Here is a 12,684-nt window from a genome sequence, read left to right as displayed (position 1 = left end):
TGGCGGGCCCGGGCGCGCCCGGTGCGGGGGACGGGTCTCAGCGTTCGGCCACGACCATGGCCGTGGCCAGGTCCCCGTCATGGCTCATGGACAGGTGCCAGTGCACCACGCCCTTCTTTGCCGCGGCCTCGGCCACCGAACCGTCGAGCACCACGTAGGGATCGCCCGCCTGGTCCTTCTCGATCCGGCAATGCTGCCAGTTCATCCCGGACGGGGCACCGAGCGCCTTGGCGATGGCCTCCTTGGCGGCGAATCGCGCGGCCAGGGAACGGACATGCAGCTCGCGTTCCTCGGGGACGAAGAGGCGTTCGAGCAGTGCGGGGGTCCGCTCAAGCTGCGCCTTGAAACGAGACACCTGGACCACGTCAACACCAATTCCCACGATCATGCCCTCGAGTTTATCGGCTCAGCGCTCCGGTCCCGTCCCGGGGCGCACGGGCGTAGGCTTCCACATACCGTGTGCAGGGTGCAAACGGGGAAGGGGAATCTTCATGGGAGCGAACGGGAGCGAACCGGAACCCAGCGCGGTCTTGCTGCTGCGCGACGGCTTCACGCGGGTGAGCGAGGGGATCGAGACGTTGCTCGAGAGCGCCGAGCCGAGGATGCTGCGTTTTCGGGCCAGCAGCTCCGCGAACCCCGTGGCTTGGCTCATCTGGCACCTGACCCGGGTGCAGGATGACCATTTCACGTTCCTGGCCAGGGCGCTGGATCCGGATTCGGAGGCGGAGCAGCGATGGATCGCCAACGACTGGGTGTCCCGCTTCAACCTGCCTTACCGGCGGCTGGACACCGGATTCGGGCACAGCACCGAACAGGTAGCGGACTTCGGGATGTATGACGGCCAATACCTGCGCGGCTACCACCTGGATGTGCACCGGCATTCCCTGGAAATCCTGGGCACGCTGCGCGAATCGGATCTTGGCACGGTAATCGACCGGCGCTGGGATCCACCGGTCACTGCGGCGGCGCGGCTGGTGAGCATCCTGGGGGAGACCACCGCGCACCTGGCCCAGGCCGAGTTCGTCCGCGGCATCTACAAGGACATGAACCACACCAAGCGCCCTTAGGGCTTAACGCCGAACGGTGCCGGTGCCTTCCCACAAAAGTGGGGAAGGTACCGGCACCGCACGATGGTGGACCCTTGGAGAAGCCCGGAGGCTACTCGACCGTGACCGACTTGGCCAGGTTGCGCGGCTGGTCGACGTCCAGGCCCTTGGCCGTGGCCAATTCGCAGGCGAAGAGCTGCAGCGGGACGGTGGCCAGCAGCGGCATCAGCAGCGTCGGGGTCTCCGGGACGTAGAAGATGAACTCGGCGTAGTCGCGCACCGCCTCGTCGCCTTCCTCGGCGATGACCAGGGTCTTGGCGCCGCGGGCGCGGACCTCCTGGATGTTGGAGACCACCTTGGAGTGCAGCGAGTCGCGGCCGCGCGGTGAGGGGACCACCACGAAGACGGCCTTGTCCTGCTCGATCAGCGCGATCGGGCCGTGCTTGAGCTCGCCGGCGGCAAAGCCCTCGGCGTGGATGTAGGCGATCTCCTTGAGCTTCAGGGCACCCTCCATGGCGACCGGGTAGCCCACGTGGCGGCCCAGGAAGAGCACCGACTCGGTGTCCTTCATCGAGCGTGCCAGCGCCTTGATTTCCTCGGCGCGGTCCAGGATGTCCTGGATCTTCGCCGGGATCTTGCCCAGGTCGGCCAGGATGTCCTTGATCTGGCCGCTGAACAGGTTCCCGCGCAGCTGGCCCAGGTACAGGCCCAGCAGGTAGGTTGCGGTGATCTGGGCCAGGAAGGCCTTGGTGGAGGCCACGGCGATTTCCGGTCCGGCATGCGTGTAAAGCACGGCGTCGGACTCGCGGGGGATGGTCGACCCGTTGGTGTTGCAGATCGACAGGGTCTTGGCTCCCTGCTCCTTGGCGTAGCGCACAGCCATGAGGGTGTCCATGGTTTCGCCGGACTGCGAGATGGAGACGACCAGGGTGTTGGAGTCAACGATCGGGTCGCGGTAGCGGAACTCGTGGCTCAGCTCGACCTCGACCGGGATGCGGCACCAGTTCTCAATTGCGTACTTGGCAACCGATCCGCCGTAGGCGGAGGTGCCGCAGGCCAGCACGACGATCTTGGTGACGGAGGCAAGTTCCTCGGGGGAGATGCGCAGCTCGTCGAGAGTCAGGCGGCCAAAGGCGTCGGAGCGGCCGAGCAGGGTGTCTGCGACAGCCGCGGGCTGGTCAAAGATTTCCTTTTCCATGAAGGAGGCGAACCCGCCCTTTTCGGCGCTGGCGGCATCCCAATCGACGTGGAATTCCTTGCCCTCGGCGGGGTTGCCCTCGAAGTCGGTGATGCTGTGGGTTTCGGGGGTGATGGTGACGATCTGGTCCTGGCCCAGCTCGACGGCGCGGCGGGTGAAGTCGATGAAGCCCGAGACATCCGAACCCAGGAAGTTTTCCCCGTCGCCCAGTCCCAGCACCAGCGGGGAGTTGCGGCGGGCGGCCACGACTACACCGGGGTGTTCGGCGTGCACGGCCAGCAGGGTGAAGGCACCCTCGAGCTGGCGGGCGGTCAGCTCCATGGAACGGGTGAGGTTTCCCTCGCCGGCGCCGCGGTAGACGGAGCCGAGCAGGGCCGCTGCGACTTCGGTGTCGGTGTCGGAGATGAACTCGACGCCCTCGGCGCGCAGCTTGGCCTTCAGCTCGGCGAAGTTCTCGATGATGCCGTTGTGGATCATTGCGAGGTTGCCTTCATCGGCAAGGTGCGGGTGGGCGTTGGCGTCGGTCGGGCCGCCGTGGGTAGCCCAGCGGGTGTGCCCGATGCCGGTCAAGGCCGCCGGCAGCGGTGCGTCTTCCAGCGACTGGACGAGGTTGGCGAGCTTGCCAGCCTTTTTGCGCGAGTCGATGCCCGCGTCGGTGACAACGGCCAGGCCGGCCGAGTCGTAACCGCGATATTCGAGGCGCCGCAGGCCCTCGAGAATCACATCGAGCGCGCCGTGATCGGCCGCGCGTCCAGCATTACCTACGTATCCAACAATTCCACACATGAAAAAAAGAGTACCGTGCCGCACAAGGCCGCAGATACATTTGCCCTGTTGGGTGGGCATAATATTTTGTGGTCATGAACATAGCCGGGAAGTATGGCCAAATGGCGAAGTTTGGGAATACAGGTGGGTTGTTGGCACAATTCAAGGCGTGAATGGACAGCGTGCGGTCGACTACAGTGCAACACCCTTTGTCGAATTGGACCGCCAGACCTGGGCAAGACTGTCCAATGAACTGAAGCAGCCACTGGACGAAGCGGACCTCCGCCGCCTCAGCGGCCTGGGTGAACAGCTCAACCTCGCCGAGGTGCGCGAGGTGTACCTGCCCTTGTCGCGCCTGCTCAACCTCTATGTCCAGGGCGCGGCCTCGCTGCACCAGGCCACCAACACCTTCCTCGGGGAAAAAACCCGGCGAACCCCCTTCGTCATCGGCGTGGCAGGTTCCGTGGCCGTGGGCAAGTCCACGACCGCTCGCGTGCTGCAGGAATTGCTGCGCCGCTGGCCCGACACCCCCGACGTGCAATTGATCACGACCGACGGCTTCCTGTACCCGAACGCGGATCTGGAAAAACGCGGCATCATGCATCGCAAGGGCTTCCCCGAGTCCTACGACCGCCGACGCCTGTTGCGTTTTGTCTCGGAAGTGAAATCCGGGGCACCCGAGGTGCGCGCACCCTGGTACTCGCACCTGAGCTACGACATCGTCCCCGGCAAGGAAGTGGTGGTGCGCTCCCCGCAGGTGTTGATCGTGGAGGGACTCAACGTCCTGCAGCCGGCCCGGGCCCGGATGGACGGCACCGCGGGACTGGCGTTGAGTGATTTCTTTGACTTCTCCGTCTATGTCGACGCGCGGACGGCGGACATCGAGGAGTGGTACATCCGCCGATTCATGAAGCTGCGTTCGGGTGCCTTCTCGGATCCAGCGTCCTATTTCCACCGCTACGCATCGCTCAGCGACGACGAAGCCAGGGAAACGGCGCACGGCATCTGGAAGCGCATCAACGAGCCGAACCTGCGGGAAAACGTCATCCCGACGCGCGGCCGCGCACAGCTCGTATTAAGCAAATCGGCGGACCATTCGATCCGCAGAATGCTGCTTCGCAAGATCTAAAATCGGAATGCGCCCGATGAACGGTTCGTAAACTTTTCGAAAAATTACCGCGCTTCCACCTATTGACCACTGGCAATGTGTGCAAAGCTGGGCACATGTTAAAAGGATTCAAGGATTTCATTATGCAGGGCAACGTCGTTGACCTTGCCGTTGCCGTCGTCATTGGTGCCGCTTTTGGCGCCGTGATCAATTCATTGGTTGAGAACATTCTTATGCCATTGATTGCAGCATTGGTCGGTTCCCCGAACTTCGACAACTTCCTGGTTGTCACGATCGGGTCCGGCGTGGCCATCAAGTTCGGCGCATTCCTGACCGTCTTGGTGAACTTCATCCTGGTAGCTGCCGCCATCTACTTCATCGTTGTTGTGCCGATGAAGCATCTCGCCGAGATGCGCCAGGCTCGCCTGGGCGTCGAGGAACCCGCCGAGGAAATCGATCCGCAGGTAGCCCTGCTGGCCGAGATCCGCGACGAACTGCGCAATCGAACCGCCTGATCAACCGCGCACCTTCGGGTGCCACGACCGATGATGCCCCGGTGGCCGTGATCCTTTCGATCCGGCCGCCGGGGCATTCTCATGTCCAAGGCCAGTCACCACCAGGGCGTGGGCCGGGATGCGCCCCTGAAGCACGCACCGCATTGAAAGTGGGATGATGGAGCGGTGAGTGCACAATCTACCGATCAGACCGAAAATCCAACCCACACCCAGGACCCGACAACGACGTCGGACTGGGAACGGCGCGCCATCATCGATCTGGCCAACGTCCGCGAAAACGTGAAGCGGGTCGCCGAGCTCGTGGCGCCGGCCGCCATCATGGGCGTGATCAAGGCCGACGGGTACGGGCACGGAGCCGTGGCCGTGGGACGCGCAGCGGTGCAGGCCGGGGCCACCTGGCTGGGCTGCGCCCACGTCACCGAGGCCTTGAAGGTGCGGGAAGCGGGACTCGAGGTCCCGATGCTGGCCTGGCTGCACACCAAGGGGACCCCCTTCGCCGAGGCCATCGCCGCAAACATCGACCTGGCCGTGTCCGGCTGGGAACTTGAGCATGTGGCACGCGCCGCCGAAGCGGCGGCCCAACCGGCACGCGTGCACCTGAAGATCGACACCGGACTGGGTCGCAACGGCAGCACCCCCGCGGAGTGGGAGCTGTTGCTGGGCCGGGCGGCCAGCTACCAGGAAGAGGGATTGATGCGCGTGGTGGGCGTCTTTTCCCACCTGGCTGTCGCCGACGAGCCCGAACGCCCGGAAACCGACGACCAGCTCGAGGCCTTTAACCAGGCCGTGGCCCTGGCCGAGGACGCGGGCTTCGACCTCGAGGTGCGGCACATCGCCAACACCCCGGCGATCCTCACCCGCCCGGATGCACACTACGACATGGTTCGCCTGGGGCTGGGCCTGTACGGGCTGAGCCCCTTTGCCGGGGAAGACCCGGCACGCTACGGCCTGCGCCCGGCGATGACGCTGGTCAGCCGGATCGCCAACGTCAAGAAGGTCCCGGCCGGGCAGGGCGTGGGTTACGGCCTGCGCTACCACACGGAATCCGAAACCTACCTGGGTCTGGTCCCGATGGGCTACGCCGACGGGGTGCCGCGCGTTGCGCTGAACGCACCGGTGAGCATCAACGGCACGATCTACCGGGTGCGGGGCACCATCGCCATGGACCAGTTCGTGGTGGACCTCGGCCCGGATGTCGACGTCGAGGAAATGCTGGGTTCCGAGGTGATCCTCTTTGGGGATGGCGGCCCCTCGGCCACCGAATGGGCCGACGCGGCCGGCACCATCAACTACGAGATCGTCACCCGCATTTCCCCGCGGGTCCCGCGCCGGCTGGTGGAAGGCACCTGGGGTGAGTCCGGTGAGTGAGGCTTCCCTGGCCGTCGAGCTCGCGGTCCACGACATTGCCCAGACCAAGGCCTTCGCGCACCGGCTCGGGGCGATCCTGGAACCCGGGGACCTGCTGGTGCTCACCGGCGAGCTCGGGGCCGGCAAGACGACCTTCACCCAGGGCCTGGGGCTGGGGATGGGGGTGCGCGAGGGCATCATTTCCCCCACCTTCGTGATCTCCCGGACCCACCCGACCCTGGGCACCGGGCCCGACCTGGTGCACGTGGACGCGTACCGGCTGGCCAGCGCCGCCGAGCTCGACGACCTGGACCTGGAAGCGACCATGGCCCAATCCGTCACCGTCGTCGAATGGGGCGCGGGCAAGGTCGAACAACTCAGCGACTCCCGCCTGGAAATCGTGCTGCTGCGACCCGGCTCGGTGCAGAACCACGAGGACCTGGTCTTCGACTTCCACGAGGGCGAGGACGACGAGCCGCGCACCATCAAGCTCACGGCCATCGGCCCGCGCTGGGACAACGACCCGGCGCTCGCGGCCCTGCTGAACGACTTCACAAGCTAAAGGGAATTCATAAATGCTTCTATTGGCCATTGACACCTCCGCCAACGCCTCGGCGGCACTGCTGCGCTCCGAGGGCACCGTCGTCGAGGTGCTCGGCTCCTTCACCTCGACCGAGAGCAACGACCACTCCGAGGTCTTGGCCCCGGCCATCGAGTCCCTGCTGGCCGCCGCCGGCGGGGTGGTTCCCGAGGCAGTCGCGGTCGGCGTGGGCCCCGGACCCTTCACCGGGCTGCGCGTGGGCCTGGCCACCGCCCGAACCCTCGGCTTTGTCTGGGGAGTGCCGGTCCACGGGGTGATGAGCCTCGATGCCATTGCCCTGGATGCGGTGGCCAAACTACCGGCCGGGGAGTTCACCGTCGCCATCGACGCGCGGCGCAAGGAGCTGTACTGGGCGCGCTACGACAAGGCCGGGGCGCTGCTGGACGGCCCGCACGTCACCGTGGCCGAGGAACTGCCCGCAGGCCCGGTGTACGGGGCCGGGGCCGGCCTCTACGCCGACCGCCTGGCCGCGGTGGGTGCGAAGGCGGTGGACGGCTTCGAAAGCTCCCATCCCGGTGCCGTCTCGCTGGGCACCCGCGCGCTGCGCACCCTGGCCGCCGGCGATGCCCTGCTGGGCACCGAGCCCCTGTACCTGCGCGAATCCGACGCGAAGGTACCCGCGGTGATGAAGGGCAAGCTGCTGTGACCGAACAGGAGCCCCACCCCGTGCCGGCGGGCCTGGATACCAGGCCCATGCTCCACGCGGACGTGGACGAGGTCTGGGAGATGGAAAAGGCGCTTTTCCCGGCGGATGCCTGGCCGCGGGAGATGTTCATCGGCGAACTGGATCTGGTGGACACCAGGAACTACTGGGTGGTGCAGGACGCCGGGAAGATCGTCGCATACTGCGGGCTGATGTGCGTGCTGCCGTTGGCTGACGTGCAGACCATCGCCGTGGACCCGGACTACGAGGGCCGGGGGATCGGGACGCACCTGTTGCGCCTGATGATCGACACCGCCGTCAAGCTCGGTGCAACCGATCTGTTGCTGGAGGTCCGCGAGGACAACCCCCGCGCCCAGGGCCTGTATGAGCGCCACGGGTTCGAGGCCATCCACCGCCGCAAGGGGTACTACCGCGACGGCATCGATGCCATCATCATGCGCAAGGTCCTGTTCACTGCCGGTTGATCCGGCCATATCCACGCTCGCGGGCGGTCCCCGGCCGGCCCGGCGAGCGGCATCGAATACGCCCGCTTCGCCCAAAGCGGGGCCCCGGCCCTAAAATTGGAACCATGTCCCTTACTGCACCGCTCGTTCTTGGCATTGAATCCTCCTGTGACGAAACCGGGGTGGGTATCGTGCGTGGAACCGAGCTCCTGGTCAACGCCGTGGCCTCCTCCATGGAAGAGCATGTGCGCTTCGGCGGGGTCATCCCCGAGATTGCCTCCCGCGCCCACCTGGACGCCTTCGTGCCGACGCTGTCGGCCGCGCTGACGGACGCCGGGGTGTCGCTGGATGAGATCGACGCGATCGCGGTGACCAGCGGCCCCGGACTCTCCGGCGCCCTGATGGTGGGGGTCTCCGCGGCGAAGGCCCTGGCCCTGGCCACGGGCAAGCCGCTGTATGCCATCAACCACCTAGTTGCCCACGTCGGCGTGGGCATCCTGGACGGCGGAGAGCTGCCCGGGAACCTCGGGGCGCTGTTGGTTTCCGGCGGCCACACCGAAATCCTGCAGGTCAACTCGCTCACCTCCGACGTGCGCCTGCTCGGGGCCACGATCGACGACGCAGCGGGGGAGGCCTACGACAAGGTCGCCCGCCTGCTGGGCCTGGGCTACCCCGGAGGACCGGTCATTGACCGAATCGCCAAGGAAGGCAATCCCAAGGCCATCCGGTTCCCGCGCGGGCTGACCCTGCCCAAGTTCATCGGCACCGCCGAGGAACCGGGCAAGCACCGCCACGATTTCTCCTTCTCCGGGCTCAAGACCGCAGTTGCACGCTGCGTGGAGCAGTACCAGAAGCGCGGCGAGGAGGTTCCGGTGGCCGACATCGCAGCCGGCTTCCAGGAAGCCGTGGTCGACGTGATCACCTCCAAGGCCGTGCGCGCCTGCCAGGAACACGGGCTGACCAACCTGATGCTCGGGGGAGGGGTGGCGGCGAACTCGCGGCTGCGCGAACTGCTGGGCGCCCGCTGCGCCTCGGCCGGGATCACCCTGCGGGTTCCGCCGCGGAACCTGTGCACCGACAACGGCGCGATGGTTGCGGCCCTGGGTGCCCAGCTGGTGGCCGGCGGCATCGCGCCCACCGGATTGAAGTTCTCCACCGATTCCGGGCAGCCGGTGAGCCTGGTTTCTTTGGTCGCATAGGGCCAAAATGGCCTTGGACGCAACAAGGGGTGGGCGGGAAATTTTCCCGTCCACCCCTTGTTGCGTCCTTGGAACGTTGGCTCAGGCCAGATTCATCCTGCGGACATTGTCCTTGACGACCTCGTGGAGATCGCCGTTGTTCGCCGTGGCGATCTTGTGCTGCCACTGGTAGCCGGCGCCTCCGGTGATGATGCGTTCCACGTCGGCCAGCTCGGTGCTGCAGCCCAGCTTTTCGGCGACCGGGGCCAGCCGCTCAAGCTCCAGGCGCAGGTGGTCGGTGACGAGCATTTCGTCCCCGGCGGCATTCAGGATGATGATCGCTTCCATGCCGTAGCGGGCGGCACGCCACTTGTTCTCGACGCGATACCAGGGCGGCATGACGGGAATCTTTCCGCCGGCATCCAGCGTAGTCGACATGTCATCGACGAGGCATTGGGTGAGGGCGGCGATGGCGCCGATGTCCTGCAGCGAGGACAGTCCGTCGGAGATGCGCATCTCGACGGTTCCGAAGCGGGGGACCGGGCGCACGTCCCAGCGGATTTCCGAGATGTCGTCGATGACGCCGGTGTGCAGCATGTCGGCGACGTAGGCCTCGTATTGCTCCCAGGTCGGGAAATGGTAAGGGATCCCGGCGGTGGGGAGCTGCTGGAACATCAGGGCGCGGTGCGAGGCGTAGCCGGTGTCTTCCCCGCCCCAGAAGGGGCTGGAGGCCGAGAGCGCCTGGAAGTGGGCCTGGTAGTTGATCAGTCCGTCAACGATCGGCAGGGCCTTGGCCCGGGCGTCCAGACCCACGTGCACGTGCACGCCGTAGATGACCATTTGCTGGCCCCACCATTGGGTGCGGTCGATCATCTTCGCGTAGCGGTCCTTGTCGGTGACCGGCTGCAGCTTTGGCGGGGCGAAGGGGTGGGAGCCGGCGCAGTACAGGTCCACGTCCATGGGGTCGGTGACCTCGCGGACGGCCACCAGGTTCTCGTGCAGTTGGGCCTTGGCCTGGGCCACGGTTTCGCACACACCCGTCACGATTTCCACGGTGTTCAGCAGCAATTCCTGCTTCACATGGGGATGTTCGTCGTCGACGCCGAGGGATCCGTGCCGCACGTTCAATTCGGCAAGCACTTCCTCGGCGACGGAACGCAGGTCGGAAGTATGGCGATCCACCAACGCAACTTCCCATTCCACTCCGAGCGTGGACTGGCGTGATGATGCGAAATCTATTTGCATCGAACCTCCATGATTCATGAGGCGATCCACCCCAAAATGTTCTTCCCGCCAGTCTATCGAGCGAAACCGCACAGTTGATGCCACCGATGGAGGTTCGGTGGGGTTTGGCGGCCTTGCGGTCGTGCGTTTGCGCTCACACCGGGAAAACGACCGGCTCGACCTCGATGGCCAGGCGCCTATCGCCGATGCGGGTGAGCACCAGGGTCGCCTTGTTTTTCGCGTCGCGCCCGGTTCCGGCCAGCAGGATCTTGCGTAATTCCTCGGGGGTGACGTCCATGCCGCGCTTCTTGATGTCCAGCACGCCGATCTTTTCGGCCTTGACCCATGCGCGCAGGTTCTTCACGTGGTATGGGTGGACGGCCATGACCTTGTAGGCCTTGGCCAGCGGGGTCTCCACGGCTTCGGCTGTGCTGAAGTAGGCAATGTGCGGGTCGAGAAGGTGCCCGCCGGTGTCCTTGAGCAGCTGGTCGATCAGCCCAGCGCGGATCACCGCACCGTCGGGTTCGTAGATGTAGGAGTCGATTGCGCCGACCGGCACGTCCCCGCGCAGCGCCGCATCGGGGTCGAAGTCCACGGGACTGGTCAGTTCCGTGGCACCGTGCGCCCCGATCACCAGGGCCGCGCGACGGATGCCGGGGCGGGCCAGCGGGCCGAACCAGAGGGCGGCCTCGGTAACATCCCCGTTGATGGAGACCCACTGGACCTCGCAATTGGCCGGCACCGCATCGTGCGGCAGGCCGGGGCCCATTTTCACGCCCACGGCCAGCCCGCGGTCGGCCAACGACTCGACGAAGGACAGCGGAGGGGAAAACGCCTCGGGATCGAAGATCCGCGAGGTGCCGGAAGTGTCGGTGGTGCGCCGGGCCGGGTCGAGCCAGACCCCGTCGAATCCGGTGAGGTCGAACTCGGTTGCGTCAGAGTTGACGACCGTGGCGGTGGGCCACGGCATGAGGTTCAAGGTGGCCGCCGCCGCGGTGGTCTCGTCCATCTCCACTGCGGTCACCTCGATCTCGGCGCTGGCCAGGGCGAGGGAATCCGCGCCGATTCCGCATCCAAGGTCGGCGACCTTCTTGATCCCGGCGCGGGTGAAACGCTGGGCATGAAGGCCCGCAAGCTTCAGGCGCGTGGCCTGTTCGAGGCCGGCGGGGGTGAACACCATGCGGTCGGCGAAAGGCCCGAACTTGACCCGGGCCTTGGAGCGCAACTGTGCCTGCTGGACCACGGCGGTGACCAGTTCCACTGGGTGCCCGGCCTTGCGCAGCTCCAGATTGAGGTTCAGCGCCGCCTCCTTGGTGCCGGCGGCGGACGGGTCGACCGAGTTCAGCAGTTCCCACCCCTGGGGTGTCAACAGTATTTCCAGCTGGGATGCTGCGGCCTCGGAGCTTTGGTTTGCCATGGAATCAAGCCTAGTACGGATGCGGTCTGGTCCGCGGACGGACGGACGGGACGCGGTGGGTCGGGCAGGGCGCGGCCACCCGCACAGCCGGTGAAGTGCCGTGGGGGTGGCCGCGGTCAATAAGCCGCCGATTGGCGTTAGCGCATCAACTGGTTCATGTTGATGTGGTTGCGCACCGCCGGGTAGTAGCCGTTGAGGTAGCCGCTGGTGGTGGGGTGCAGGTTGAACGGGTCGCCAAGGTTGGCCATGTTGAAGTAGATCCAGGAATCCGTTGCACCCAGGCCATGGTCGTTGAACGGGCCCAGCACCGGAACGAATGTGGCGCTGGTGCCGTCCGTGGCGTCGCGGATAACCCGGTTCAGCGAGTCGCCCAGCTTGTTCAGGTCCCGGGCGTGGCTTGCGCTCATCAGCGGCTGGTCGCCGTTGGAGGCCGTGAAGAGCCTCGGGTAGCCCAGCACCAGGATCTCTCCGGGGGTCGCAGCGTCAATCAGTTGCAGGGTTTGGTGGGCGGACGCGCCAACCATCGGGAGCGCGGCGTTCCCGGCTGCCAGTGCGGCATCGCACGCGGCATCCGATCCAAGGGTGCTGCAGGCAAGAACCAGGCCGGCCAGGTTCAGGTCGTTGCCGCCGAGCGTGAGTGTCGTCAGGTCCGCGGTGGCGAGGTACGGGGTGATCTGCTGGGCCACTGCGCCGATCTGCGCGGTGGTCATCCCGGCACAGGCAACATTGGCAGTGAAGTTGACGTTGTCCATGGAAGCGATCTTGGTGACGTGTGTTTGGCCGCTTCCTTGCAGGCAACCCGGAAACGGTCCGGGGACGAGGGCCCCAGAACCGAATCCGGCGGAGTACGAGTCTCCGAGGTTGACGTAGTTTACGGTTCCCGAGGTGCTGGTTTCCGTGGGCGGGGCCAGCGCGCTGGCCGGGCCCACCCCGGTCAGGGAGAGGGCACACGCGGCAATGCCGGCGGCGAATAGGGCGAAAAGACGTGTTGGTGCGAAGCGAGCCATGGGAAAGATCCCCCTGCTTTCAACATGGCGGGGCGTCGGTGACGCGCCGCCGGTTTCCCGAAGGGTCGGGTGGCCGTGTGGGGCGCCGGGCCGTCGCCGGCGTGTGCCCGGTGGTTCAAATCCCCAAGGATGGGAACCACTGTCCGGCCGGGCGCGAAGCACTGCCGGTGT

Annotated in this window: 13 protein-coding genes; 8 read left to right on the top strand and 5 right to left on the bottom strand. The window is 66.0% G+C overall.

Going from position 1 to position 12,684, the window contains the following annotated elements; translation table 11 throughout:
• Positions 1–37 precede the first annotated feature (37 nt).
• Positions 38–388 (bottom strand): holo-ACP synthase, encoded by a 351-nt coding sequence (locus FPY90_RS07530; RefSeq protein ID WP_498684814.1) that lies wholly within the window; start codon positions 386–388, stop codon positions 38–40.
• Between the two features lie 103 nt (positions 389–491).
• Between FPY90_RS07530 and FPY90_RS07525 the strand changes: the two genes are divergently transcribed.
• Entirely contained in the window at positions 492–1,067 is a 576-nt protein-coding gene (locus FPY90_RS07525; RefSeq protein ID WP_498684812.1) for a mycothiol transferase, read from the top strand.
• Positions 1,068–1,158: 91 nt separating this feature from the next.
• On the opposite strand, the gene glmS is transcribed toward FPY90_RS07525, so the two are convergent.
• Positions 1,159–3,030: a glutamine--fructose-6-phosphate transaminase (isomerizing) gene (glmS, locus tag FPY90_RS07520; protein WP_498684810.1), complete on the bottom strand. Its 1,872-nt coding sequence runs from the start codon at positions 3,028–3,030 to the stop codon at positions 1,159–1,161.
• A 148-nt stretch (positions 3,031–3,178) separates the two neighbouring features.
• Here glmS and coaA point away from each other — a divergent pair, with 148 nt between their 5' ends.
• The 7 genes from coaA to tsaD all read left to right on the top strand — a co-directional run bounded on the left by coaA (position 3,179) and on the right by tsaD (position 8,886).
• Positions 3,179–4,138 carry a type I pantothenate kinase gene (gene coaA, locus FPY90_RS07515; RefSeq protein ID WP_071212965.1) on the top strand — a complete coding sequence of 320 codons (960 nt, stop codon included), beginning with the start codon at positions 3,179–3,181 and terminating at the stop codon, positions 4,136–4,138.
• A 95-nt stretch (positions 4,139–4,233) separates the two neighbouring features.
• Entirely contained in the window at positions 4,234–4,632 is a 399-nt protein-coding gene (gene mscL, locus FPY90_RS07510; RefSeq protein ID WP_498685541.1) for a large conductance mechanosensitive channel protein MscL, read from the top strand.
• A 165-nt stretch (positions 4,633–4,797) separates the two neighbouring features.
• Positions 4,798–6,000: an alanine racemase gene (alr, locus tag FPY90_RS07505; RefSeq protein ID WP_498684808.1), complete on the top strand. Its 1,203-nt coding sequence runs from the start codon at positions 4,798–4,800 to the stop codon at positions 5,998–6,000.
• Positions 5,993–6,541, top strand: a complete 549-nt coding sequence (tsaE, locus tag FPY90_RS07500) for a tRNA (adenosine(37)-N6)-threonylcarbamoyltransferase complex ATPase subunit type 1 TsaE (RefSeq protein ID WP_498684807.1) — start codon at positions 5,993–5,995, stop codon at positions 6,539–6,541. Before alr ends, tsaE begins: the two co-directional genes overlap by 8 nt.
• 13 nt (positions 6,542–6,554) lie before the next feature.
• The gene (gene tsaB, locus FPY90_RS07495) at positions 6,555–7,226 is read left to right on the top strand and encodes a tRNA (adenosine(37)-N6)-threonylcarbamoyltransferase complex dimerization subunit type 1 TsaB (RefSeq protein ID WP_498684806.1); all 672 of its coding nucleotides are present in this window, start codon (positions 6,555–6,557) and stop codon (positions 7,224–7,226) included.
• Entirely contained in the window at positions 7,223–7,708 is a 486-nt protein-coding gene (gene rimI, locus FPY90_RS07490; RefSeq protein ID WP_498684805.1) for a ribosomal protein S18-alanine N-acetyltransferase, read from the top strand. Before tsaB ends, rimI begins: the two co-directional genes overlap by 4 nt.
• A 104-nt stretch (positions 7,709–7,812) precedes the next feature.
• Positions 7,813–8,886, top strand: a complete 1,074-nt coding sequence (gene tsaD, locus FPY90_RS07485; protein WP_498684803.1) for a tRNA (adenosine(37)-N6)-threonylcarbamoyltransferase complex transferase subunit TsaD — start codon at positions 7,813–7,815, stop codon at positions 8,884–8,886.
• 81 nt (positions 8,887–8,967) lie between these two features.
• Here tsaD and FPY90_RS07480 read toward each other — a convergent pair whose 3' ends face one another.
• The 3 genes from FPY90_RS07480 to FPY90_RS07470 form a co-directional block, all read right to left on the bottom strand.
• Positions 8,968–10,110, bottom strand: a complete 1,143-nt coding sequence (locus tag FPY90_RS07480) for a glutamate--cysteine ligase (protein ID WP_498684801.1) — start codon at positions 10,108–10,110, stop codon at positions 8,968–8,970.
• Between the two features lie 133 nt (positions 10,111–10,243).
• Positions 10,244–11,506 carry a class I SAM-dependent methyltransferase gene (locus tag FPY90_RS07475; protein WP_498684799.1) on the bottom strand — a complete coding sequence of 421 codons (1,263 nt, stop codon included), beginning with the start codon at positions 11,504–11,506 and terminating at the stop codon, positions 10,244–10,246.
• 137 nt (positions 11,507–11,643) lie between these two features.
• Positions 11,644–12,513: a GDSL-type esterase/lipase family protein gene (locus FPY90_RS07470; protein WP_498684797.1), complete on the bottom strand. Its 870-nt coding sequence runs from the start codon at positions 12,511–12,513 to the stop codon at positions 11,644–11,646.
• Between the last annotated feature and the right edge of the window lie 171 nt (positions 12,514–12,684).

Origin of the sequence: Arthrobacter sp. C2, from assembly GCA_024207135.1 — a bacterium.
GTDB lineage: Bacteria > Actinomycetota > Actinomycetes > Actinomycetales > Micrococcaceae > Paeniglutamicibacter.
Note: the sequence above shows the minus strand (reverse complement) of the source record. Positions and strands in the feature narration are given on the sequence as shown.